Annotated in this window: 21 protein-coding genes and 1 riboswitch; of the genes, 11 read left to right on the plus strand and 10 right to left on the minus strand. The window is 68.9% G+C overall.

Going from position 1 to position 24,556, the window contains the following annotated elements:
• The first annotated feature begins 10 nt into the window (after positions 1–10).
• The 4 genes from hflK (at position 11) to ACK4SG_RS03690 (ending at position 3,620) form a co-directional block, all read left to right on the plus strand.
• On the plus strand, positions 11–1,075 hold the full coding sequence (hflK, locus tag ACK4SG_RS03675; protein ID WP_409600693.1) for an FtsH protease activity modulator HflK: 1,065 nt from the start codon (positions 11–13) through the stop codon (positions 1,073–1,075).
• Positions 1,072–1,935, plus strand: a complete 864-nt coding sequence (gene hflC, locus ACK4SG_RS03680) for a protease modulator HflC (RefSeq protein ID WP_409599840.1) — start codon at positions 1,072–1,074, stop codon at positions 1,933–1,935. The genes hflK and hflC overlap by 4 nt, the downstream gene beginning before the upstream one ends.
• Before the next feature lie 3 nt (positions 1,936–1,938).
• A complete protein-coding gene (locus ACK4SG_RS03685) occupies positions 1,939–2,127 on the plus strand; it encodes a DUF2065 domain-containing protein (protein ID WP_409599842.1) in 189 nt (62 codons plus the stop codon).
• A 200-nt stretch (positions 2,128–2,327) separates the two neighbouring features.
• Entirely contained in the window at positions 2,328–3,620 is a 1,293-nt protein-coding gene (locus ACK4SG_RS03690) for an adenylosuccinate synthase (protein WP_409599844.1), read from the plus strand.
• A 68-nt stretch (positions 3,621–3,688) separates the two neighbouring features.
• Here ACK4SG_RS03690 and ACK4SG_RS03695 read toward each other — a convergent pair whose 3' ends face one another.
• A complete protein-coding gene (locus ACK4SG_RS03695; RefSeq protein WP_409599846.1) occupies positions 3,689–4,006 on the minus strand; it encodes a hypothetical protein in 318 nt (105 codons plus the stop codon).
• A 132-nt stretch (positions 4,007–4,138) separates the two neighbouring features.
• Here ACK4SG_RS03695 and trhA point away from each other — a divergent pair, with 132 nt between their 5' ends.
• Both trhA and ACK4SG_RS03705 read left to right on the plus strand, forming a co-directional pair.
• The gene (gene trhA / locus ACK4SG_RS03700) at positions 4,139–4,792 is read left to right on the plus strand and encodes a PAQR family membrane homeostasis protein TrhA (protein WP_409599848.1); all 654 of its coding nucleotides are present in this window, start codon (positions 4,139–4,141) and stop codon (positions 4,790–4,792) included.
• Between the two features lie 111 nt (positions 4,793–4,903).
• Positions 4,904–7,567, plus strand: coding sequence for a M1 family metallopeptidase (locus ACK4SG_RS03705; protein WP_409599850.1), 2,664 nt, complete (start codon positions 4,904–4,906; stop codon positions 7,565–7,567).
• 72 nt (positions 7,568–7,639) lie between these two features.
• On the opposite strand, the gene ACK4SG_RS03710 is transcribed toward ACK4SG_RS03705, so the two are convergent.
• Complete coding sequence (locus ACK4SG_RS03710; RefSeq protein WP_409599852.1) at positions 7,640–10,516, minus strand: TonB-dependent receptor; 2,877 nt, start codon at positions 10,514–10,516, stop codon at positions 7,640–7,642.
• A 251-nt stretch (positions 10,517–10,767) separates the two neighbouring features.
• Positions 10,768–13,668, minus strand: coding sequence for an aminomethyl-transferring glycine dehydrogenase (gcvP, locus tag ACK4SG_RS03715; protein ID WP_409599854.1), 2,901 nt, complete (start codon positions 13,666–13,668; stop codon positions 10,768–10,770).
• A 34-nt stretch (positions 13,669–13,702) separates the two neighbouring features.
• Positions 13,703–13,833, minus strand: a riboswitch (glycine riboswitch).
• Positions 13,834–13,978: 145 nt separating this feature from the next.
• Here gcvP and ACK4SG_RS03720 point away from each other — a divergent pair.
• Entirely contained in the window at positions 13,979–15,226 is a 1,248-nt protein-coding gene (locus ACK4SG_RS03720; protein ID WP_409599856.1) for a multidrug effflux MFS transporter, read from the plus strand.
• Here ACK4SG_RS03720 and ACK4SG_RS03725 read toward each other — a convergent pair.
• The 7 genes from ACK4SG_RS03725 to ACK4SG_RS03755 form a co-directional block, all read right to left on the minus strand.
• Positions 15,221–16,540, minus strand: a complete 1,320-nt coding sequence (locus ACK4SG_RS03725) for an amino acid permease (RefSeq protein WP_409599858.1) — start codon at positions 16,538–16,540, stop codon at positions 15,221–15,223. The two genes, ACK4SG_RS03720 and ACK4SG_RS03725, sit on opposite strands and share 6 nt — an antisense overlap.
• Positions 16,527–17,645, minus strand: coding sequence for an aromatic ring-hydroxylating oxygenase subunit alpha (locus ACK4SG_RS03730; protein ID WP_409599860.1), 1,119 nt, complete (start codon positions 17,643–17,645; stop codon positions 16,527–16,529). Before ACK4SG_RS03730 ends, ACK4SG_RS03725 begins: the two co-directional genes overlap by 14 nt.
• A gap of 136 nt (positions 17,646–17,781) precedes the next feature.
• Complete coding sequence (locus ACK4SG_RS03735) at positions 17,782–18,321, minus strand: hypothetical protein (RefSeq protein ID WP_409599862.1); 540 nt, start codon at positions 18,319–18,321, stop codon at positions 17,782–17,784.
• A 61-nt stretch (positions 18,322–18,382) separates the two neighbouring features.
• Complete coding sequence (gene minE / locus ACK4SG_RS03740; protein ID WP_409599864.1) at positions 18,383–18,646, minus strand: cell division topological specificity factor MinE; 264 nt, start codon at positions 18,644–18,646, stop codon at positions 18,383–18,385.
• A 3-nt stretch (positions 18,647–18,649) separates the two neighbouring features.
• Positions 18,650–19,462, minus strand: a complete 813-nt coding sequence (gene minD / locus ACK4SG_RS03745; RefSeq protein WP_409599866.1) for a septum site-determining protein MinD — start codon at positions 19,460–19,462, stop codon at positions 18,650–18,652.
• Positions 19,463–19,495: 33 nt separating this feature from the next.
• The gene (gene minC, locus ACK4SG_RS03750; protein ID WP_409599868.1) at positions 19,496–20,260 is read right to left on the minus strand and encodes a septum site-determining protein MinC; all 765 of its coding nucleotides are present in this window, start codon (positions 20,258–20,260) and stop codon (positions 19,496–19,498) included.
• Positions 20,257–20,868, minus strand: coding sequence for a GNAT family N-acetyltransferase (locus ACK4SG_RS03755; RefSeq protein ID WP_409599870.1), 612 nt, complete (start codon positions 20,866–20,868; stop codon positions 20,257–20,259). The genes minC and ACK4SG_RS03755 overlap by 4 nt, the downstream gene beginning before the upstream one ends.
• A gap of 134 nt (positions 20,869–21,002) precedes the next feature.
• On the opposite strand from ACK4SG_RS03755, the gene ACK4SG_RS03760 reads away from it, so the two are divergent.
• The 4 genes from ACK4SG_RS03760 to ACK4SG_RS03775 all read left to right on the plus strand — a co-directional run bounded on the left by ACK4SG_RS03760 (position 21,003) and on the right by ACK4SG_RS03775 (position 24,551).
• Positions 21,003–22,202: a sensor histidine kinase gene (locus ACK4SG_RS03760; protein WP_409599872.1), complete on the plus strand. Its 1,200-nt coding sequence runs from the start codon at positions 21,003–21,005 to the stop codon at positions 22,200–22,202.
• Complete coding sequence (locus ACK4SG_RS03765; protein WP_409599874.1) at positions 22,199–22,840, plus strand: response regulator; 642 nt, start codon at positions 22,199–22,201, stop codon at positions 22,838–22,840. The genes ACK4SG_RS03760 and ACK4SG_RS03765 overlap by 4 nt, the downstream gene beginning before the upstream one ends.
• Positions 22,841–23,023: 183 nt before the next feature.
• Positions 23,024–24,085 (plus strand): polyketide cyclase, encoded by a 1,062-nt coding sequence (locus ACK4SG_RS03770; RefSeq protein WP_409599876.1) that lies wholly within the window; start codon positions 23,024–23,026, stop codon positions 24,083–24,085.
• Between the two features lie 91 nt (positions 24,086–24,176).
• On the plus strand, positions 24,177–24,551 hold the full coding sequence (locus ACK4SG_RS03775; RefSeq protein ID WP_409599878.1) for a DUF423 domain-containing protein: 375 nt from the start codon (positions 24,177–24,179) through the stop codon (positions 24,549–24,551).
• Positions 24,552–24,556: the final 5 nt, after the last annotated feature.

Here is a 24,556-nt window from a genome sequence, read left to right on the forward strand (position 1 = left end):
AGCGGCCTGGATGGCCTGGAACCGCCCCGGTGGCGGCGGCGGTCGATCGACGGGTGGCGGCTTCGGCCGGTTGCTGGACAAGTTGCCCGATTTGGGCGGCGGCAGCCCGCTGCGCTGGATCGGCCTGGCGCTGGCGCTCTGGCTGGTCTTCAACTGCTTCGTGCTGATCGCCGAACAGCAGCGCGGCGTGGTGCTGCGCTTCGGCCAGTTCAACCGGGTGATGCAGCCCGGTCCCAGCCTCAAGCTGCCGTGGCCGATCGAGCGCGTGATCAAGGTCAACGCCACCCAGATCAAGAACTACGAGGACCGGGTGCCGGTGCTCACCAGCGATGAAAACATCGTCGAGGTGGCGGTGAACGTCCAGTACCGCGTGGCCGATCCGAAGCTGTATCTGTTCGGCACCCGCGACGGCGACGAAGTGCTGAAGCAGGCCGCATTGAGCACGGTGCGCGAACAGGTGGGGCGTTCCACCCTCGATACCGTGCTGGGCGCGCGCGAGCAGCTGGCCGTGTCGGCGCGCGATCGCTTGCAGAAGTCGCTGGAGGCCTACCGCACCGGCCTGGTGGTGACCGAACTCAACCTGCCCGACGCGCGTCCGCCGCAGCAGGTCAAGCCGGCCTTCGACGATGTCAACAGCGCCCAGCAGGACAAGGAGCGCCTGATCTCCGAGGCCCGCGCCTACGCCGCCAAGGTGGTTCCCGAGGCCCGTGGCCAGGCCGCCCGCGTGCGCACCGTGGCGGAGGGCTACAAGACCGCCGAGATCGCACGTGCCACCGGTGACGCCGAGCGCTTCACCCTGCTGGTGCAGCAGTACAAGGGGGCGCCGGACGTGACCCGCAAGCGGCTGTGGCTGGAAACCGTGCAGGATGTGCTGGCACGCAACCGCAAGGTGGTGGGCGGCGACGGTCGCCAGCTGATCTACGTGCCGTTGGCCAATGCCGCTGCGCCGGCCACGTCGACGGCCCCGGTGCTGACGCCGGAGCAGCTTTCCCCGTTGGTGCAGGCCAGTTCGGATGATCCGGCGCGGCCTGCGCGCAGCGGCCGGCCGGCGGGACGCGAGGAGGTGGTGCGATGAAGTTCCCGGCATGGATGGCGGCCGTGGTGGCCGCGCTGGTCTTGCTGATGGGCTCGGTGTTCGTGGTCAACGAAGGCCACACGGCGATCGTGTTGAACCTTGGGCGCGTGTCCCGGGTCGATCTGGGGCCAGGCCTGCACTTCAAGTGGCCACTGGTGGAAACCGCGCGCGTGTTCGACAGGCGCCTGCAAGTGCTGCCGGCCGAGCCGGAGCGCTACCTGACCTCCGAGCGCAAGGACGTCAGCGTGGATTTCTTCGCGATCGGCCAGATCCAGGATGCGCGTGCGTTCTACCGCGCCACTGGCGGCGACGAGAGCGCCGCGGTGGACCGCCTGGCGCCGATCATCAAGGACGCACTGCGCAACGAGATCAACGCGCGCACCCTGCAGCAGGCGGTGTCGGGCGACCGCACGGAGATCGTCAAGAGTCAGCTGGACATCATCAACAAGGGCGCGGCCACGCTTGGCGTGCGCATCCTTGATCTGCGCATCAAGCAGCTTGATCTGCCCACCGACAGCCGCGTGATCGACGATGTCTACAACCGCATGCGCGCCCAGCGCCAGCAGGTGGCCAGCCGTCTGCGTGCGGAAGGCGAGGAGCAGGCAAACGAGATCCGCGCCGGTGCCGACCGCGACCAGCAGGTGATCATCGCCGAGGCCGAGCGCGACGCACAGAAGCTGCGCGGCGAAGGCGACGCCGAGGCCGCGCGCATCTATGCCGAGGCGGCCAACCGCGACCCGGGCTTCTATGCCTTCCAGCGCAGCCTGGAGGCCTACCGCAAGGCGTTTGCCGGTGGCGACAGCGTGATCGTGCTGGAGCGCAACGACCCGTTCCTGCAGTACCTGCGCAGCGACCGCTGACCGATGTCGGACCTGTGGGCGGCGCTCTGCCTGGTGGCGGTCATCGAAGGCCTGTTCCTGTTCGCCGCGCCGTCGGCCTGGAAGCGCGCCGCGCTGCAGCTGCTCAACATGAGCGACGAGCAGGTGCGCCGCATCGGCGGCGGCGTGCTGATGCTGGGGCTGGTGGCGCTGTACCTGGTGCGCGGCGGCTGACCGGCTGCCAACGGCCTCGGCTCGCCGCCGGGTGGGGAAGCGGGTAGAATTTGGAAAAGCCGGGGCCCGCCTCGGCTTTTTCCGTGTCTGGCACCCCTCAGGCCTGGCCCGCCCCGATGGCGGTCCGATCCAGGCGGACGGCGTTCCAGGCGCATCCATCCAGCGGCCCCGATGGCCGCCAGAAACGCAGGAGTGTGGCCATGGGCCAGTCGGTCGTGGTGTTGGGCGCCCAGTGGGGCGACGAAGGCAAGGGCAAGATCGTCGATCTGTTGACCGAGGACATCGGCGCCGTGGTGCGCTTCCAGGGCGGCCACAACGCCGGCCACACCCTGGTCATCAACGGCAAGAAGACGGTGCTGCACCTGATCCCGTCCGGCATCCTGCGCGACGGCGCCCTGTGCCTGATCGGCAATGGCGTGGTGATCTCGCCGGCCGCGCTGCGCAAGGAGATCGAGGAGCTGGAGGCGGCGGGCGTGGAAGTGCGTTCGCGCCTGAAGATCAGCCCGGCCGCGCCGCTGATCATGCCGTACCACATCGCCCTGGACCAGGCGCGCGAGAAGGCCGCCGGCGGCAAGGCCATCGGCACCACCGGCCGCGGCATCGGCCCGGCCTACGAGGACAAGGTGGCGCGCCGCGGCATCCGCATCGCCGACCTGCACTACCCGGAACAGCTGGCCGAGAAGCTGCGCGCCGCGCTGGACTACCACAACTTCGTGCTGACCAACTACCTGGGCGTGGACCCGGTGGATTTCGACAGCGTGTATGCCGAGGCGCTGGCGTTCGGCGAGTACGTCGAGCCGATGAAGTCCGATGTTGCCGGCATCTGCCATGAGCTGCGCAAGCAGGGCAAGCGGGTGCTGTTCGAGGGCGCGCAGGGCGCGCTGCTGGACATCGACCACGGCACCTATCCCTATGTGACCAGCTCCAACACCACCATCGGCGGCGCGCTGGCCGGTGCCGGCGTGGGCGCGGACGCGATCGACTACGTGCTGGGCATCGCCAAGGCGTATGCGACGCGCGTCGGCGGCGGCCCGTTCCCGACCGAGCTGGACGATGCCATCGGCCAGGGCATCCGCGACCGTGGCGCCGAGTACGGCGCGTCCACCGGGCGTCCGCGCCGCTGCGGCTGGATGGACATCGTCGCGCTCAAGCGTGCGGTGGCGATCAACGGCATCAGCGGCCTGTGCATCACCAAGCTGGACGTGCTGGACGGCATGGAGAAGCTGAAGATGTGCATCGCCTACGAGTACCGCGGCAAGCGCACGGAATACGCACCGCTGGATGCGCAGGGGTGGGAGGAAATCACGCCGGTGTACCTGGAGTTTCCGGGCTGGAGCGAGAACACCCACGGCATCACCGAGTGGGACAAGCTGCCGCCGGCGGCGCGCGCCTACCTGCGTGCGCTGGAGGAGCTGGCGGGTTGCCCGATCAGCATCGTCTCCACCGGCCCCGACCGCGACCACACCATGGTGCTGCGCGACCCGTTCGCCTGAGTCGGGTGCAATGAAGAACGGCCGGCCCGCGCGCGGGGGCCGGCCGTTTGCGTTTCAGGTTCCGGGCGTCAGGCGAACGCGTCGAGCAGGGTGCCCAACGCATCCTCGCGGGCGCGGAGGGCGGAGGTGTTGGCTGCGAACGCCAGTGCGGCTTCGCGTGCCTCGACCGCATCGGACACCATGGCCGCCTCACCGTCGTTGGGCATGCCGGTGGCGACGATGCGCGCCTGCACGCCGCCGTCCGGGGTGGCCGTCTGGACCACGCCGCGGCGTTCGAATCCGTCGGTCTGCCGGTTGGCGGTGTTGCTGGCCGCGGCCTGCATCCGCTGTGCAGCGGCCTGCATGCCGGACAGGGAACTGTTGGAGGACACGCCGGTGAGGGCCATGGCGGGCCACCTCGCTGCGGGGAACACGCGGCTACTCTACGCCTCCACGCACCGGGAAACGGCGACCGCCGTCCGGTTTTGACGATGGCGGGCCGCGCGCCGATGGGCGGCAGGACGCGCTATCCTGCTGCGATGCAGCACGCCTCCTCCCGCTCCGATTTCGTCCCGCATCCCGGCGAGGAGCTCGCCAACGCGCTGACCCACGGCTTGGGCGCCGCCGCGGCGCTGGCCGGCGGCGCGGTGCTGGTCACCCTGGTCGCAATCTACGGCGACGGCTGGCAGCTGGCCGGGGCCATCGTCTTCGGCGTGGCGCTGCTGCTGCTCTATACCGCCTCCACCCTGTACCACGCGATCTCGCACCCGGTGGTCAAGGGCCGGCTGAAGGTGTTCGACCACTGCGCGATCTACCTGCTGATCGCCGGCACCTACACGCCGTTCACCCTGGTCGGGCTGCGCGGTCCCACCGGCTGGTGGCTGTTCGGCACCATCTGGACGCTGGCGCTGGCCGGCGTGGTGTTCAAGCTCTTCTACACCGGCCGCTTCAAGCGGCTGTCCACGCTGATCTACATCGGCATGGGCTGGCTGGTGCTGGCCGCCGCCAAGCCCATGCTGCACGCGCTCTCGACGGCGTCGCTGCTGTGGCTGCTGGCCGGCGGCGTGGCCTACACGTTGGGCACGGTCTTCTACCTGCGGCCGGCCATGCGCTGGTCGCATGCGATCTGGCACGGCTTCGTCATCGCCGGCAGCGTCTGCCACTACGTCGCGGTGATGTTGCACCTGCTGTAGGGCGGACCGCCTCGGCATGACTTCCGGGGCTGTCGCGCGGCGCCTCCGGGCGGGAACATCGGTGCACCGCGGTCCCCAGCGTCCGCATCGCCCCCGTTCGAGGAACCTCCCATGCGTCGTACCCTGGTGACCGCTATCGCCCTGGCACTGGCCAGTGCCGGCCCCGCCGTCCTTGCCCATCCCGCCGGCCTGGCGCCGGATGCCCCGACGGCTGCCGTCAGTGTCACCACCCAGCTGCCGCGCGATGTGCGCCCGACCCACTACGACGTCGAGGTGGTGCCGCATGCCGACCGGATGACGTTCGACGGCAAGGTGCGGATCAATGTCGACGTGCTGGTACCCACGCGGTCGATCACGCTGAACGCGGTCGACATGACCTTCGCCAACGTCAGCCTGGGCCGTGCGCAGGGCAAGGCCCTGGTGCCCAAGACCAGCGTGGATGCCAACGCCCAGACCGCCACCTTCACGTTCGATCAGCCGCTGCCGGTCGGCAGCTACCTGCTGTCCATCGACTACAGCGGCAAGATCGGCACCCAGGCCAATGGCCTGTTCGCGCTGGATTACCCCACCCAGGCCGGCAGGAAGCGCGCGCTCTACACCCAGTTCGAGAACTCGGATGCCCGCCGCTTCATTCCGTCCTGGGATGAGCCTGCCTACAAGGCGACATTCGGCTTGAGCGTGGTGGCTCCCACCGGGCACATGGTGGTGAGCAACATGCCGGCGGCCAGCACCCACGACCTCGGCGATGGCCGCACCCTGACGCTGTTCAAGCCGACCCCGAAGATGTCCACCTACCTGCTGTTCCTGTCGGTGGGCGAATTCGACCGCACGACGCTGGCCGATGGCGGCGTGGAAATCGGCGTGATCGCCCAGAAGGGCAAGGTGGAGCAGGCCCGCTTTGCGCTGGAGGCCAGCCGGGACGTGCTGCGCGAGTACAACGACTACTTCGGCGTGGCCTACCCGCTGCCGAAGCTGGACAACATCGCCGCGCCCGGTCGAAGCCAGTTCTTCAGCGCGATGGAGAACTGGGGCGCGATCTTCACCTTCGAGTCCTCGCTGCTGCTGGATCCTGCGATTTCCAACATCTCCGACCAGCAGCGCGTGTTCACCACCGCCGCCCACGAGATCGCCCACCAGTGGTTCGGCAACCTCGTCACCATGGCGTGGTGGGACGACCTGTGGCTGAACGAGGGGTTCGCGACCTGGATGGAAGGCCGCACCACCCGCAAGCTGCACCCGGAGTGGGATGCCGACAGCGTGGATGCCGCGTTCACCAGCCGTGGCCCGATGGGCGGCGACGCCTACGCCACCACGCATCCCGTCGTGCAGCATGTCGCCACGGTGGAGCAGGCCAGCCAGGCCTTTGACGGCATCACCTATGGCAAGGGCTCGGCCGTGATCGGCATGCTGGAGGATTACGTGGGCGAAGCGGCATGGCGCGACGGCGTGCGCAGTTACGTGGCCAAGCACGCCTACGGCAATGCGGTCACCGACGAGCTGTGGGCCGAGATCGAGAAGGCCGCGCCGGACAAGCAGTTCACCACGGTCGCGCACGACTTCACCCTGCAGCCGGGCGTGCCGCTGATCAAGGCCAGCAGCACCTGCGCCAACGGCGAGACGGTGGTGCAGCTGGAGCAGGGCGAGTACACCGTGGACCGCCCGGGCAAGACACCGCTGCGCTGGCGCGTGCCGGTCAGCCTGCGCGGCGCCGACGGCAAGGTCGTGCGCGTGCTGGTGGACGGCCAGGCCAGCGTGCGCCTGCCGGGTTGCGGCGCGCCGGTGCTGGTCAACGCCGGCCAGAAGGGTTACTTCCGCACGCTCTATGCGCCCGCACAGTTCAAGGCGATCAGCGCAGGCTTTGCCACCCTGCCGGCCGTGGACCAGATGGGCGTGATGCTGGACGCCTCCGCGCTGGCGGCGGTCGGTCTGCAACCGGAGGCAGATGCCCTTGATCTGGCGCTGCAGGTGCCGCTGCAGGCGGCGCCAGAGCTGTGGCAGAACGTCGCGGGCATGCTGTCCAACATCGACGCGATGCTGAAGGACAACCCCGCGCGCCAGGCGGCGTTCCGCAAGTTCGCGCAGGCCCGGCTGGCGCCGAAATTCGCCCAGCTGGGCTGGCAGAACCGCGATGGCGATTCCGCGGCAACCCGCCAGTTGCGCTCCAGCATGATCGCGATGCTGGGCGCGCTGGGCGACGCCAAGGTGCTGGCCGAGGCGCGCCGTCGTTTCGACGCATCCGCGACCGATCCGTCCGCGCTGCCGGCCGACCTGCGCCGCACCGTGCTGGGCATGGTGGCGCGCAATGCCGACGCCGCGACCTGGGACAAGCTGCACGCGATGGCGAAGGCCGAGAAATCCTCGATGCTGCGCGACCAGTACTACGGCCTGCTGGCGGCCGCCAAGGACAAGGCGCTGGCGCAGCGTGCGCTGGACATGGCGCTGACCGACGAGCCCGGTGCCACCAACAGTGCGTCAATGATCTCGACGGTGGCGTGGGAGCACCCGGACATGGCCTTCGACTTCGCCGTGGCCCACCGCGAGAAGGTGGACACACTGGTCGATTCCACGTCGCGGGCGCGCTTCTACCCGGGCCTGGGCAGCAGCGCCACGGACCTGGCGATGGTCGACAAGATCAACGCCTTCGCGGAGAAGTACATCGCGCCGACCTCGCGCCGCGACGCCGAGCGCGTGGTCAACGGCATCCAGACGCGGGTGAAGCTGCGCCAGCAGCGGCTGCCGCAGATCGAGGCGTGGCTGAAGCAGCACGGCGTCTGATCCCGCACATCGCCGGAAACGAACAGGCCCCGCATCGCGGGGCCTGTTCGTTTTGCACGATTGCGATCGGAATCAGAACGCGTATTCCGCCAGCACGGTGAAGGCGCGGCCACGCGGGTCGGCGACGCGGGCTTCCCAGCCGGCGCCGTCGCCGTCGTCGAGGTAGCGCAGGGTGAACGGCGGATCGGTGTTCAGCAGGTTGCGGACGCCGAAGGTCAGCTTCAGCTTGTCAACGCCGGTCCAGCTCACGCTGTAGTTGTAGAGCGTGTAGCTGCCCACGTTGCGCTGGTAGTCCGGCGGGGTGTAGCCGTTGGCGATGCCCGGCGGTTGCCAGTCCTTGTAGCCGCCGCGGTACACCTGGGTCAGCAGGTGCGACCAGTCGCCCTTGTGCCAGCCGAACGCCAGCGTGTGCTTCCAGCGGATCGGCAGGTTGAAGTAGCGCTCGTATTCGCCCACCAGGTTGTTGCTGTAAGGCAGGCTGTCGAACGACTTGGTCTTGAACGTCTGCAGGTAGTTGCCGTTGAGGTGCAGGCTCCAGTCCCCGCCAGCCAGCTGGCCGCGCAGGTTGCCATCCAGCTCGATGCCGCGTGTCAATGTGCCGCCGGTGTTGATGTAGCGCTGGTCGATCTGGACGATATTGCCGCTGCTGTCGCGGATGAAATTGGAGGCGTACAGCGGGTAGTTCGCCGTCATGGTGCTGAGGCTGAAGCCACTGCGGATGGTGTTGATGCGCTCGATCTCCCACCAGTCCAGGCTGAGGTTGAAGTCGGCGGTCGGCGCGAACACCACGCCGAGGCTGCGCTGCTTGGCTTCCTCCGGCTTCAGGTTCGGGTTGCCGCCGGTGACGATGTCCGGGCGGATCTGCACGCTGCAGGCCGGCACGTCCGGATTGTAGCGGCCGTTCGGGCAGACGGCGGGGTCGGCCAGGTCGAGGCCGGTGTACTGGGTCTCTGTGATGCCGCGGAACAGCTTGGCGAAGTCGGGCACCTTGAAGCCGGTGCTGTAGGCGCCGCGCACCGCCAGCCAGTCGATCGGCTGCCACTTGAACGAGTACTTCGGGTTGGTGGTGCCACCGAAACCATCGTAGCGGTCGTGGCGTACCGCCAGGTTCACCTCCAGGCTGTCCACCACCGGCAGGTTGAACTCCGCGAACACGGCCTTCACGTTGCGCGTCTTCGGCGACATGTAGTTGGAGGCATCGCCAGGCGCGCCGAACACGAACGCGTTGCCACGCGACCAGTCGGACGGGCCGTTGAACTCGTACTCCTCGCGGCGCACGTCAAAGCCCACCGCCGCTTTCACATCCTCCTCCCCCCACAGCTTGAAGCCCAGGCTGCCACTGAAGCTGGCATCCAGCGTGGTGGTGGTGGAGACGCCCCGGTAGAGCAGCAGTCCGCTGGCATCCGCCGCCGCCAGCGCAGCGTAAGCCGCCTGCGACTGGTCCTGCCCGGGCAGCAGGAACGGATTCAGCAGGCCGCTCTTCAGCGCGGCCTTGAGCTGCGGTGTGTAGTAGTAACCACCGGCCAGGACGGTCTGGGCGCGGCTCTGCGCACGCGACAGGCCGATGTCGTAATCCCAGTTGCCCAGCACGCCGGTCATGCCGAACAGCAGGCGGTAGGCCTTGGTGGTCGTTTCCAGCTGGCGCGGCCCGCAGGCGTAGCAACGCCAGCGGTAGGTGATCGGCCGGCCGTACACCAGATTGGCCTGGTCGCCGAAGTAGTCGTGGATCTGGTTGTAGATGGCGTTGTAGGTCGCCTGCGTGTTGGCGTTCAGTTCGTAGGCGTCCAGCTGGGTGGCGCTGGCATTCACCGTGGTGCTGATCTGCTGCGCCTCGAACTGGCGGGTCGAGCGGACGTCCGACGCCATCAGCTCGGCGAAGAACTCGTGGTTGTCGTTGATCTTGAAGGTGGCGCGACCGATGGCCTGCACCGTGTCCACCGGCTGCTGGATGGTACGCGCCCGGCCGTAGTCCCATGCGCAGGCGAAGCTGGAGCCCGGGCTGGCCCAGATCTTGTCGTCGTAGGGCCCCATCATGTCGCCGCCGGTTTCACAGCCGGCACCACCGGGCAAGTCCAGCACGTTGATCGCGGTCTTGGTGAGGTTGCTCGCCGGATCGCGCAGGCCGCTGCCAATCAGGCTGCCGGTGCCGCTGAAGACGTTGGCGAACGGTGTGCCGCGGGTGTCGGGGGAGAGGCCGCGCGCGGGCTGGAAGCTGTTGGCGAAATCACGCTGCTTGCCGCGCAGGATCCTGTTCTGCTTGACGTTCACGGCAGCCCAGACGTTCCAGCCGTCCGTGTCAAGATCGCCCCAGCCGCCCAGCAGGCTGGCGTGGTAGATGTTGCCGCCGCCTTCCTGGGTGACGTCGGCGCCGCCGGTGATCGAATAGCCCTGGTAGTTGCGGCGGGTGATGAAGTTGATGACGCCGCCGATGGCGTCCGTGCCGTACACCGCGGAGGCGCCGTCGCGCAGCACTTCCACGCGCTCGATGGCGGCGAACGGGATCGAGTTCAGGTCCACCACCTGTCCGGCCAGGCCGTGCGTGGCCACGCGCCGGCCGTTGAGCAGGACCAGCGTGGCGTCGGCGCCCTGGCCGCGCAGGTTGGCGCCGGACACGCCGTTGTTGCCGCGCGTGCCCGGCGGGGCGACGCCGCTGTTGGCGGCCAGGCTGTCGGGGCCGTTGCTGGCGACGTTGAGCTGCTGCAGCAGCTGCTCGGCCGAGGTGATGCCCTGCGCGTCGATCTCCGCGCGTTGGATGATGGTGATGGGCAGCGCGGCCTCGATGTCGGTGCGCTGGATGCGCGAGCCGGTCACGGTCAGGCGGTCCAGCGTCTTGACCTTGGCATCGGTGGCGGTCTTGTCGTCGGCCTGCTGGGCCATGGCCGGCAGAGCCAGCGCGGTCAACAGGGCGATGCAGAGCCGGCGCTTGCCGGGTAATGCGCGATGGTGCATGGCGTCCCCTCCCCAGGGATGATTGGAAGTCGGCCAGCCTGCGAACGGGTTGGCGCGCGGGTCCGTCGGGGCGAACGTGCGGCGCGGCGGACACCCCGCCAATCTAGTGCCAGGGCGGGCTCAGGGGAATAGGGGGAGCCGGCAGGGGCTTGTCGCGATCTTGCTGCGCAGTCAGACGGCGGATGGGCGATGCCACAAACGGACAGCCCCGCGCGGGGCGGGGGTGTCGTTTGTGCGGGTAGTGGTGCCGATCAGTCCTTGTACGCGTCCACCGGGATGCAGGCGCAGAACACGTTCTTGTCGCCGTGCACGTTGTCCACGCGCGCCACCGGCGGCCAGTACTTGACCTGCTTCAGGCTGGGCAGCGGGAACGCCGCCAGCTCGCGCGGGTAGGCGTGCGTCCATTCGCTGGCGCTGACCCGCATCGCGGTGTGTGGGGCGTGCTTCAGCGGATTGTCGGCGCGGTCCAGCTTGCCGTCGATCACGTCCTGGATCTCGGCGCGGATCTGGATCATCGCATCGATGAAGCGGTCCAGCTCGTGCAGGGATTCGGACTCGGTGGGTTCCACCATCAGCGTACCTGCCACCGGGAAGCTCAGCGTCGGCGCATGGAAGCCAAAGTCCACCAGGCGCTTGGCCACGTCCTCGGCGCTGATGCCGGACAGCTTCTCCAGCGGACGCAGGTCAAGGATGCATTCATGCGCCACCAGTCCGTTGCGGCCGGTGTAGAGGGTGCGGTAGTGGGGGGCCAGGCGCCGGGCGATGTAGTTGGCATTGAGGATCGCCACCTGGGTCGCCTTGCGCAGGCCATCGCGGCCCATCATCGCGATGTACATCCAGCTGATCGGCAGGATCGAGGCGCTGCCGAAGCTGGCTGCCGACACCATCGCGCCGGTGCCGGTGCCCGCCGTGCGCAGGCCGGCGTCGCCGAAGGCCTTGGGCAGGAACGGTGCCAGGTGCGCCTTCACCGCGCAGGGGCCCACGCCGGGGCCACCGCCGCCGTGCGGGATGCAGAAAGTCTTGTGCAGGTTGAGGTGGGACACGTCCGAGCCCCACTTGCCCGGCTTGGCCAGGCCCACCAGCGCGTTCATGTTGGCGCCATCGGTGTACACCTGGCCGCCGTGCTGGTGGATGATCTCACAGATGCGGACCACGTCCTCCTCGAACACGCCGTGGGTGGACGGGTAGGTGATCATCAGCGCGGCCAGGTTGGCCGAGTGCTTCTCGGCCTGCGCGCGGATGTCCTCGATGTCCACGTTGCCGTTGGCGTCGCACTTGGTGACCACCACCTTCATGCCGCACATCTGCGCGGAGGCGGGGTTGGTGCCATGCGCGGACTCCGGGATCAGGCAGATGTTGCGATGGCCCTCGCCGCGCGATGCGTGGTAGGCGCGGATCGCCAGCAGGCCGGTGTATTCGCCCTGGGCGCCGGAGTTCGGCTGCAGGCTCACCGCATCGTAGCCGGTGGCTTCCACCAGCATCGCTTCCAGGCTCTCGATCAGCTCCTTGTAACCCTGCACCTGCTCGGCCGGCGCGAAGGGATGCAGGTTGCCGAACTCCGGCCAGGTCACCGGGATCATCTCGGTGGTGGCATTGAGCTTCATGGTGCAGCTGCCCAGCGGGATCATGGTGCGATCCATCGCCAGGTCCTTGTCCGCCAGCATGCGCATGTAGCGCAGCAACTCGTGTTCGCTGTGGTGCGTGTTGAACACCGGGTGGGTGAGGAACGCCGAGGTGCGTTGCAGGTCGGCGGGGATCAGCGAGGGTGCGGTTGCGTCCAGCGCGTCGATGTCCGGGAGCTGGGCGTCGTCACCACCGAAGATGCGCCACAGCAGTTCGAGGTCGGCGCGGGTGGTGGTTTCGTCCAGCGAGATGCAGATCGAGCCATTCTGGCGCACGCGCAGGTTGGCGCGGTGCGCGCGGGCGCGCTCGACCAGCGCGGCGGACCGGTCGCCGGCGTCGATGCACAGGGTGTCGAACGCGGTGGCATGCACGGTGGCATGGCCCAGCTGGCGCAGGCCGGCGGCCAGGATGGCGGTGTAGCGCGCCACGCGCTGGGCGATGCGCTTCAGGCCGTCCGGGCCGTGGTAGACGGCATACATCGAGGCCATCACCGCCAGCAGCACCTGCGCGGTGCAGATGTTGGAAGTCGCCTTCTCGCGGCGGATGTGCTGCTCGCGGGTCTGCAGGGTGAGGCGGTAGGCGGGGTTGCCGTCGGCGTCGATGGACACGCCGATCAGGCGGCCCGGCATGCTGCGCTTGTAGGCGTCGCGGCAGGCCATGAAGGCGGCGTGCGGGCCGCCAAAGCCCATCGGCACGCCGAAGCGCTGGCTGCTGCCGATCACGATGTCCGCGCCCATTTCGCCCGGCGACTTCAGCAGAGTCAGGGCCAGCAGGTCGGTGGCGACCACAAACAGCGCATCGTGGGCATGGATGGCCTCGGCGTCCTTCGCCCAGTCGGCGACCCAGCCGCTGGACGCCGGGTACTGCGCCAGCACGCCGAAGTAGTCGCCTGCGGCGATGGCAGCGTGGACCGCGTCGGTACCGCGCACCACGTTCACCTTCAGGCCCAGCGGCTCGGCGCGGGTCTGCAGCACCTCGATGGTCTGCGGGTGGGTATCACCGATCACCAGGAAGGTGTCGGACTTCGACTTCGCGGAGCGCTTCGCCAGGGTCATCGCCTCGGCCGCGGCGCTGGCCTCGTCGAGCAGCGAGGCGTTGGCGATGTCCATCCCGGTCAGGTCGGCCACCATGGTCTGGAAGTTGATGAGGGCTTCCATGCGGCCCTGCGAGATCTCGGCCTGGTAGGGCGTGTAGGCGGTGTACCAGGCCGGGTTCTCGAGGATGTTGCGCAGGATGACGTTGGGCGTGTGGGTGCCGTAGTAGCCCTGGCCGATGAAGCTCTTGAACAGCTGGTTCTTCTGCGCGATGGCGCGGATTTTCGCCAGCGCGTCGACCTCGGTCATCGCCTCCGGCAGCGCCAGTGGCGCCTCCGACTTGATCGAGGCCGGGACGATGGCATCGGTGAAAGCCTCCAGCGAATCGAAGCCGACTTCCCGCAGCATCGCCGCGATCTCGGTGTCGTTGGGGCCGATGTGGCGGTCGATGAAGGCGTCGTGGTGTTCTAGCGAACGGAGCGAGGGCTGGGTCATGGCGGCATCCGGGGGCGCGATCGCGCGGTGAGGGGATGCCCGCTCTGTCCTTCTGCCTGAGAGTTTGGAAGCGCGGGCGGGGAGGGAAATCCCGCGGCTTCGTGCCCCTTCGGCGCCGGCATCGCCCGCTGGGTTGGACGCGCCGATCTCTCCAGAGTGTGGTCACACGGCGGTCTTGGGCCTGAGCGATTCCGGGCGGTTGCGCCTTCGGCAGCGCCGCGTGACGAGGTCCGCGCGCTTCTCCCTCCGTGTGCCGGCGATTATACAGGGCGGTGGCCGCCGGCGGCCGCGCCGTCCGTACAATCCGTTGATGCCCTCATCGTCGACGCCCCCGCCCCGCCGCTTGGCCCTGCTGCTGGGCGGGCTGGCCATGTTCGGGCCGTTCTCGATCGACACCCTCTTCCCGGCGTTTCCCCAGATCGGCGCCCAGCTGGGGGCCGACAAGCTGGCCATGCAGCAGACCATCAGCGTGTACCTGCTGGCCTATGCGGCGATGAGCCTGGTGCACGGCCCGCTGTCGGATGCGCTGGGGCGCCGGCGGGTGATCCTGTCGGGGCTGGTGGTGTTCATGCTGGCATCGCTGGGCTGCGCGCTGGCCACCACCCTGCCGCAGCTGCTGGCGTTCCGGGCCCTGCAGGGGTTCAGCGCGGGGGTGGGGCTTATCGTGGGGCGGGCGGTGATCCGCGACGTGCTGCACGGTCACGACGCCCAGCGCCTGATGAGCCATGTCTCGATGATCTTCGGCATCGCCCCCGCGGTGGCACCGGTGCTGGGCGGCTGGTTGCTGGGCTGGCACCGCTGGCCGGCGATCTTCTGGTTCCTCGCCCTGTTCGCGGCGGTGCTGGCGGCGGCGGTGTGGCGCGCGCTGCCGGAAACCCATCCCCCGGTCGCGCGGCTGCCGCTGCATCCGATGGCGCTGCTGCGCGGGTACTGGGGCATCGTGCGCCACCCGCGCTTCCTGCGGCTGTCGGTGGCGGCCGGGCTGAACTTCGGGGCGTTGTTCCTGTACATCGCCTCGGCGCCGGCGTTCGTGCTGGAGCTGCTGCGGCTGGGCGAGCGCCAGTTCGCCTGGTTCTTCGTGCCGATGATCGGCGGGATGATGCTGGGCGCGTTCGTCTCGGGCCGCGCCGCCGGGCGCATCGACGGGCGGCATCTGGCGGGCCTGGGCTTTGCCTGCTGCGGCGTGGCGATGGCGCTGAACGTCGGCTACAACCTGTGGGTGGACGTGCCGGTCGTGCCGTGGGCGGTGCTGCCGATGAGCCTGAACGCGTTCGGCATCGCGCTGGCGTTCCCAGTGATCACCCTTGCCATTCTCGACATGTACCCGCGCCAGCGCGGCAGCGCCTCGTCGCTGCAGGCCTTCTTCGGCCTGCAGGTCAACGCCGCCATCGCCGGCCTGCTGTCGCCGCTGGTGAGCGATGCCGGCCTGCACCTGGCGCTGGCCGCTGCGGCCTTCATGGTGGGGGGCTGGCTGTTCTGGTGGTGGGAAACCCACGCCTCGCGGCGCGTGCTGCGGGCCCCGGAAGAACCGGCGGCGCTGGAACCGACCGTGCTATGACATCGGCCGGCCGGCGCGGCGCATCCACGCGTACACCGGCAGCCCCGCCAGCAGCAGCACCGCACCCCAGCCCAATGCCTCGGTACCGGCGCCTGACAGCGCATACAGGCTGTACAGCAGCGCCAAGGCAGCGACCACGCGCCCGCCGCCGGTGCCGCGTCGCAGCCAGGCGGCGCTGCTGGCCGCATACGGCAGCAGGATGGCCGAGGTGGAGATCAGCAGGATGAAGGTGAACAGGTCCACCAGCGAGCGGCTGTAGCTGGCGATGACCAGCACGGTGGCCAGGCTGCTGCCCACCAGGACGCCGAACACGGGCGTGCCGTGGCGGTCGCGCCGGGCAAAGGCGCGCGGGAACAGACCGTCGCTGGCCGCGGCCAGCGATACCTGCGCGCAGACCATCACCCAGCCGTTGATGGCGCCGAAGGTGGAGACCGCGGCCAGCGCGGCGATCGCGATGCCGGCGCCGGGGCCCCAGGTGCGCGCGGCGGCTTCCGCCATCGGCGCGCCGGACGCTTTCAGCACGTCGCCCGGCACCAGCCCGATCACCGCCGTGCAGGCCAGGATGGTGGCGACGCCGGCCAGCAGCGTGCCCAGCAGGGTGGCGCGCGGGATGGTGCGGGCGGGGTCGCGGATCGCGCCGGCCGGCACGGTGGCCACTTCCAGCCCGCACAGCGCCCACATCGTCAGGATGACCGTGGCGTTGGCCACCTGCGGCAGTGACTGCCCGCTGGGATTGAACGGCACGTAGCGCTCGGGGCCGACCCACCAAAGGGCCACCAGGCCGAACAGCAGCAGTGGCAGCAGTTTCAGCGTGGTCAGTACGACCTGCAGCCGGCCGGCCTCGCGCAGGCCCGCCACGTTCACCAGCGTGCACGTCCACAGCGCTGCCAGCGCGCACAGCGCCGCGCGCACGGGGGTGGCGGTCAGCGTGGGGAACAGTGCGCCCAGGCTGCCGGCGAAGGCCACCGCGATTGCCGCCATGCCGGACCAGATGGAGACCCAGTAGCTCCACGCGATGGCGAAACCGGCGGTATCGCCGAACGCGCGCCGGACATAGGCATAAGGCCCGCCCGTGCACGGCCAATGCACCGCCAGCCGCGCGAAGGTGGCCGCCAGCAGCAGTGCGCCGCCCAGCGCGATGGCCCAGCCCAGCAGGCTGGACGCGCCATAGGGTGCCAGCGCGGCCGGCAGCAGGAACACGCCGCTGCCGATCATGCTGCCGATCACCAGCGCGGTGGCCATCCACAGGCCCAGCGGCGCGCGCGCAGGCGTGGCGGCGGTGGTCTCTGCCGCGGCGACCTCAGGCGCGGACATCGACGGCGCCCCCGGCCTGGCCCGTCGCAGCATTGGCGGCGTGCCCGCGGTAGGCCGCGCGCAGCAGTTCCTGGAAATGGTGGACGCCGGTTTCGCGCAATGGGTTCAGCCGGCCCGGCACGTAACTGCCGGACGCAAGCCCGCGCTGGACGTCCTCGCAGATGCCGATGTCCTCGTGTTGCACGCCGTCGCTGAACTGGATGTCCGCGCTGCGGCGCGCGCGGCCTTCCGGACTGTCGTCGGGCGCGTAGTAGGTGTCGAACACCACCTGGCAGCGGTCCACGCCCAGCGGCACCACGCGGTTGGTCTGCAGCCGGCCCGGCAGGATGTTGAGCATGGTGTTCGGCCACAGCCAGTAGTACAGCGCGTCGCCGCTGCCGTAGAGCGCAGCGGCGCTTTCCAGCGGGCTCCACTGCAGCGAGTGCCAGCGTGAGAGCTCGGTGCGATAGCTGCGGTAGTCCAACAGCCGGTTCAGGCCCGGATGCACGAAGGGCACGTGGTAGCCCTCGAGGAAGTTGTCGACGTAGACCTTCCAGTTGCAGGCGATCTCGTAGGCCACCCGGTGGTGGCCGCCGTACTGTGCCAGCCCGCGGTCTGCACCAAGGCGGGCGTCGATGCCGGCGACGAACGCATCGAAGTCCGGCGCGGTGGCTTCGTCAAACGCCGCGAACACCAGCCCCTGCCAGACCCGCACCGCCAGCTGCGGCAGCCGGACATCGGCCATAGCGAAGCCCACCGCGCCCTGCATCTCGGGCGCGGAGCGCAGCTGTCCGTCCAGGGTGTAGGTCCAGCCGTGGTAGCGGCAGCGCAAGGACTTCGCGGCCAGGCCGTCGCATTGCGCGATGGGGCCGGCGCGGTGACGACAGACGTTGTGCAGCACCCGCACCTGCTCGTCGCCGCCGCGCATGGCGATGACCGGCAGGCCGGCCAGATCCACCACGGCATGGTCGCCCACTCCGCGCAACTGGGACACATGCGCCACCAGCTGCCAGCTGCGCTCGAAAATCGCGCGACGATCGCGCGCAGGCATGGCGGGGTCGGTGTAGTACTGTGCCGGCAGCGCGCAGGCGGTTGCGGCCGGTTGCGGAGTGAGGTCGGTCTGCATGGGCCTGTTGCCGGTTCGGAATGGGGGGATGGTAAACGCAGGCGCGGGCAGGGGTGGCGGGCAGCCTCCCCCAGGGACCCGCGGGCATCCGCGACGCGGTGGCGGCATGCGCGCCAGCGCTCGAGTCTTCGGTTGCTCAATCCGGCAGCAACACCGCGCCGGTGGCATCCACCAGCCCGTGCCGGCGCAGCCAATCCCAGGCGTGCCCGGCATCGTGCTCGACATAGGCGCGTGCCGAGCCGAGCCGGAAGGTGTAGCCCCAGGCGTCCATATCGGCCCACAGGCGGTGGCGGCCGACGCCGGGCAGGGCGTCGGCCAGCAGGCCCTGCAATACGCAGACGGCGTCCTCCTCGGCGACCGAGTCGGTGGCGTCGGTATGCACGGCGGCACGCCGTTCGGGGGGCAGCACGATCAGGTGGCAGGCTTCATGCAGCAGCGAGTGCACAGGCGTGTCGGCGCGCGCGTGGACGGTGGTGCCGATGATGCCGGCCTCGCGGTCGCCCCAGTAACTGCCGGGAATCGGGGCGCCGTCGGCCACGCGCTCCAGCGTCAGTCCGTAGCGGGCCAGCAGGGCGCGGGGCGCGTCGAAGCCGATATCGGCAAGGGTCAGGACATCAGGCTCGTACGGCGCGCCTGCAAGACTTGCGTGACGGGGATGGGCGGCCCGCTCCTGCATGATGTGCTTGCGTCTGCTCTTCGTGTCCCGGGGCCTTCCCGTGGCCGGGAAGGCCTGCCCGTCAGGCGGGCGCCGTCCCGCGATCCGGCAACGAGACCGAGATGTCCAGCACGTCGTGCTCGCCGTCCTTGACCACGTCCACCTTGACTGCGTCGGTGTCCACGTTCACGTACTTGCGGATCACTTCCAGGATCTCGCGCCGCATCAGCGGCAGGTAGTCCGGCGCACCGGCGGAACTGCGCTCCTGGGCGATGATGATCTGCAGGCGGTTCTTGGCGACCGAGGCGGTGTTCTTCTTGGGCTTGAGGAAATCGAAGATGGCCATGCGTCAGCCTCCGAACAGCTTGCTGAAGAAGCCCTTCTTCTCCACCGTGGTGAAGCGCAGCGGGCGGTCTTCGCCCAGCAGGCGGGCCACTGCGTCGTCGTAGGCCTGGCCGGCGATGGATTCACCATCCATGATCACCGGCTCGCCCTTGTTGGAGGCATTCAGCACATCGCCGGATTCGGGGATCACGCCGATGGTCTTGAGGCCCAGCACTTCCTCGACGTCGGCGATGGACAGCATCTCACCGCCTTCCACGCGCGCCGGGTTGTAGCGGGTCAGCAGCAGATGCGCGGTCACTTCGCCGTCGTTGCGCTCGGCGCGGTGGGTCTTGGAGGCCAGCAGGCCCAGCACGCGGTCGGAGTCGCGTACCGAGGACACTTCCGGGTTGACCACCACGATCGCCCTGTCAGCGAAGTACATGGCCAGGAACGCGCCCTTCTCGATGCCGGCCGGGCTGTCGCAGATGATGAACTCGAAGCCATCTGCGGCCAGGTCCTTCAGCACCTTCTCCACGCCTTCCTTGCTCAGGGCGTCCTTGTCGCGGGTCTGGCTGGCGGCCAGCACGAACAGGTGGTCGAAGCGCTTGTCCTTGATCAGGGCCTGCTTCAGCGTAGCCTCGCCGTGGATGACGTTGACGAAGTCGTACACCACGCGACGCTCGCATCCCATGATCAGGTCGAGGTTGCGCAGGCCGACGTCGAAGTCGATGACCGCGACTTTCTTGCCGCGGCGGGCGAGCCCGGTGGCAAGGCTGGCGCTGGTCGTGGTCTTGCCGACGCCGCCTTTGCCCGAGGTGACTACGATGATCTCAGCCAAGTTGGCTTCCTCCGTGATGCTGTGGGACGACGCTCAGTCGAGCGCCGCAATCTTGAGTTGTCCTTGTTCCAGCCACACCTGCACGGCCTTGCCGCGCAGGTCGGCGGGGATGTCTTCCATCACCTTGTAGTGCCCGGCGACCGCCACCAGCTCGGCATCGAACTCGCGGCAGAAGATGCGGGCACTTTCGTTGCCCCGCGCGCCGGCCAGGGCGCGGCCGCGCAGGGCCCCGTAGATGTGGATGCTGCCATCAGCCAGCACCTCGGCGCCAGCGCCGACCATGGCCAGCACGGTCAGGTCGCGCTGCTCGGCGTAGACCTGCTGGCCGGAACGCACCGGCGCGACCTGGATCAGCCCGGGCGCGCCGGCGGCGGCCACCGCCACGGGTGCGGGCGCGGCCGGTTCCGCCGGGCGCGGTGCTTCGGCGGGGCGCGCCGGGGCGGGCGCTTCGTCGCCGCGCTCGTACTGGGCGCGGAACTTGGCCAGCAGCGGCAGGCCAAGCTGCTGCGCCAGCGCGTCGATCTCCCTGGTGCCGTAGGCCAATGCCACCGGCAGCACACCGGCCTCGCGCAGGCCGTCCACCAGCGCGCGCGCCTCGTCGAGGCTCGGCGTCCTGGTCAGGCCGCTGAAATCCAGCACCACCGCGGCGCGGGCGAACAGGTTGGGCGCGCGCTGCACGCGCTCGCGCATCTCCGCGGCCAGCTGGGCCGGGTCCAGCGTGCGCACGCGCAGGTTGGCGATGCCAACCTGGCCGAATTTCAGTTCGCCGGCCTGGGCGTAATCGGGCTGGGCACTCATGCGCCACCCCCTTGGGCGTGGCGCCGGCCAATGGCCGCGTCGATGGATACACGCGGACGCTGCAGCCAGGCGACATCCGGCAGGGCATCGCCGTAGGTGTCACGCACCCAGGGGTAGCTGCACAGCGTTTTCATCAGCATGGCGGCACGCACGCCATGCGCCGGCATCACGTGCTGGCCGACCTCGCGGAAGCCGAAACTGCCGTGGAACAACAGGGCGTGGTCGGTGCCGTGCTCCAGGAACACCTCGCAGGCCAGGTGCGGGTAGCGCAGCTCGGCATAGCTCTGGACGTCGGCATAGAGGGCGCGGCCGACGCCGCCGCCGCGCCGGCGACTGGCCACCACCACGCGGTCGATATAGAAGAAGTCCGGGTAGCGCTCGCGGAACCAGGCGAAGTTGCTGCTGTCGTGGTTGGCGTGGGCGCCAAAGCCGATCAGGAAACCGGCCATCGCGTCATCGCGCTCGGCAACGCGGAAGTACTCCGCGGTGTCGTACAGCCGGCGCAGCCGGGGTAAGTCCAGGGGAAGAATCGCAGGACCTGCCGCGTTGTTGAGGGCCAGGACGGAATCCAGCTCGTGCTCGCGCACGTCGCGGATGACGATCGACATTCCTTGGAGCTCCGGTGATTGCTGCAGGCGGGTTCGCTGGTCGCAACCCGGGCGTGATTATCGCATGGGCCGCCGCTGCGCGCCCATGACCTTCGATCCGGGGCGCCGTCGCCCGTGAAGGGGTATAAGGCGCCATGCTCGCCCGCATTTCCCATACCCGCCTGTTGCGCTACGCCGGCCTGTTCACCTGGGCGGTGGTCGGGCTGCCGTTGCTGTATTCGTGGTTGGCGCCGCACCTGGGGGCGGCCGACGAGGAACTGGCTCTGCGGCCGATGCCCTGGCAGGGCTGGCTGTCCTACCTGGCGTTCGGCGCTGGGTATGCCTGGCTGACCCGCCACCTGGGCGGCCGTAGTCGCCAGCCTGCCGATTACCTGCTGCTGCTGGTATTGACGCTGGCTGCATTGGGCGTCAGTTACTTCAATGGGTCGGGATTGGGCAGCGTGCTGCTGATGGTGGCGGCCTGCGTGCTGCCCTGGCTGCTGCCGCTGCCGCTGGGCGCGGGCTGGCTGCTGGCCAGCCAGCTGGCAGTGGCGCCCGTGTTCATTCGCTGGCTGGGGTTTCCGCCTTTGGAAGCGCTCATGCAGTCGATGCTGTACGCCGGTTTTTCGGGATTCGTATTCATCGTCAGTCTGGTTGCATTGCAGCAGGCGCAGGCGCGCGAGGAGCAGCGGCGCCTTAATGCGGAGTTGCGGGCCACCCGCGCTTTGCTGGCGGACAGCGCGCGGGTCAACGAACGCACCCGCATCTCGCGCGAGCTGCACGACCTGCTGGGCCACCACCTGACCGCCTTGAGCCTGAACCTCGAAGTGGCCGGCCACCTGTCCGACGGGCGCGTGAAGGAGCATGTACAGCAGGCGCATACCCTGGCGCGGCTGCTGCTCACCGACGTGCGGGAAGCGGTCAGCCAGTTGCGCGAGGGGGGCGCCATCGACCTGGGCGCGGCGCTGCGTCCGTTGGCGGAGAACGTGCCGAAGCTGGCCATCCACATGGACATCGAGCAGCCGCTCACCGTGGATGATCCCGAGCGCGCGCACGTGCTGCTGCGTTGCGCGCAGGAGGCCATCACCAACGTGGTCCGCCATGCCGATGCCGGGCAGCTTTGGCTGCGCGCGTATCGCGAGGGGCAGAATGTGGTCTTGCAGGTGCGCGATGATGGTCGTGGCAGCGATCAGGTGGCGCCCGGCAATGGCTTGCGCGGCCTGGGCGAACGTCTGCGCCAGCACGGCGGCCGGCTGGACATCGCCAGCCGTCGCGGCCAGGGCTTCCAGCTCACCATCACCCTGCCGGTGGCGCCCAACGCCGCCGTGCGCCTTCCGGAAGGAGTCACCGCATGATCCGCGTGTTCCTGGTCGACGACCAGACCCTGGTGCGCCAGGGCATCCGTTCGCTGTTGTCCCTGGCCGAGGGTATCGAGGTGGTGGCGGAGGCCTCGGATGGCCGCCAGGCAGTGGAGCAGATTCCCCAGGTCCGTCCCGACGTGGTGCTGATGGACATGCGCATGCCGGTGCTGTCCGGGCTGGAGGCGTTGCAGGCGCTGGGCAAGGCCGGGGCGCTGCCGCCCACCATCATCCTGACCACCTTCGACGACGATGCGCTGGTGCTGGCCGGCATCAAGGCCGGCGCCAAGGGCTATCTGCTGAAGGACGTGTCGCTTGAACAGCTCGTGGATGCCATCCAGGCCGTGGCTGCCGGTGGTTCGCTGGTGCAGCCGGCGGTGACCCAGCGCCTGCTGTCGGGGCTGGAGCACATGCGCAACGAGTTCGTCAGCCTGGACCGCCCGGACCCGCTGACCGACCGCGAAACCGAAATCCTGCGGCTGATGGCCGGCGGCTTCTCCAACAAGGAAATTGCCAACTCGCTGGGCGTGGCCGAGGGCACCATCAAGAACCATGTCTCCAACATACTGAGCAAGCTTGGCGTGCGCGACCGCACCCGGGCGGTGCTGAAGGCGTTCGAGCTGCAGCTGGTCTGACTGCGCGGGCCACCTGCCGCTGGCCCGGCGCGCGTGCTGCTGCCGATGCGGCCTTGGGGCGGAATTGCGGGGCGGCGTCGCGTTTTCGGGGTGCGGACCCCTCGCCGTAACCCGTCCCGGTTTGCTAGGATGACGGGTCTGCGCGGCTCAAGGCCGCTGGCGGCCTTATCCGGAGATTCCTGAATGACCCGTTTGCTCGAGATCCTGATTTCGCTCGCGATCGTCGTGGCGCTGTACCTGGTCGTGGGCCTTGCGCTGCCGTCTTCGCGCCATCTGGTGGAGAAGATCGAGACCAACCGCAAGCTGACCATCGTGTTCGATACCCTCAACAGCTTCCGTCGCTTCAAGGACTGGAACACGCTGCCGCTGCGCGATCCGCGCATGCAGCTGACCCTGTCCGGCCCGGAGGAGGGCGTGGGCGCCCAGCTGGACTATGTCTCCCAGGAGAAGAACCTGGGCAGCGGCTCGTGGAAGATCGTCGAGAGCGTGCCGCGCGAGAAGGTGGCCTATGCGATCGAGAACATCGAGCGCGGTAGCAACAAGCGCACCGAGTTCACCTTCAAGCCGACCGGCCGCAACAACCGCAACGTCGAGATCACCCAGACCTACGACGTCGACTACGGCTGGGACCTGCTGGGCCGCTACGCCGGCCTGTACGTGACCCGCCACGTGGGCGACGACATGAAGATGGGCCTGACCCGCCTGGTCAACATGCTGGCTGCCGTGCCGAACGTCGATTACGCGATGAAGGACAGCAAGATGACCGCGCCGAAGGTGGTCGATCGTCCGGCTGAAGACCTGCTGGTGGTCAACGCCGGCGCCGTCGAGCGCGGCAATGCACAGATCCAGTCGTCGATGAACGCCAACAGCGAGTGGATCAAGCGCGTCATGGAGGCGAATGGTCTCGAGGCGGCGGGCCCGCTGCGCATTGTCACCACCGACCTGGGGCGCGAGACCTACACCTTCGACGTGGTGCAGCCGGTTCGCAAGAAGGATGGCGGCGCGATCGGCAAGATCGTGACCCAGGGCCCCGTGCAGGTTGCGCAGGCCCCGGCATCGCGGGCAGTGATGGCCTCCTACACCGGCTACATGGCCGAACTGGAGAACGTCCGCAACGCGCTGCGTGCTTGGGCGGCAACCCACGGCTACGAGGTCAAGGATCGTGCCTTCGAGGACTACAAGTCCGGCGTGGCGGGTGCCTTCACCGAAAACGGTCAGTTCGACGTCTACTGGCCGGTGAAATAAGCGCCTCCGTGCATCCCGTGCAAGCCTGCAAACGCCGCGTCGATGACGCGGCGTTTGCGTTTCTGGCGGCCCTTGTTGGCAGAATGTGCGCATGACCGTTTCCATCGTCCCGCCTTTCGTTTTCTATCGCCGCCTGCTGGGCGCCGTCGGCAGTCTGCTCGCCGGCCTGGCGGTGGCCCTGTCCGCCTATGCCATGCACGCCGCCCTGCCTGAGGCCCAACTGCGTCTGGTGCAGGCGGCGGCGTTCGGATTCGGCCACGGGCTGGCGCTGGCGGCGCTGGCACCGCTGGCCCAGCGCTTCGTCGCTCTGCTGGCGTTGGCCCTGTTGCTGGCCGGCGTACTGCTGTTCGCCGGCAGCCTGGTTGCCGCGGCGCTGCTGGGCGCACCGACCGTGCTGGCGCCGTTGGGTGGCGGGTTGATGATCCTCGGCTGGTTGCTGCACGGCTACGCCCGGCTGCGCGGCTGAAGGCG

Origin of the sequence: Thermomonas sp., from assembly GCF_046293095.1 — a bacterium.
In the GTDB taxonomy this organism is placed as follows: domain Bacteria; phylum Pseudomonadota; class Gammaproteobacteria; order Xanthomonadales; family Xanthomonadaceae; genus Thermomonas.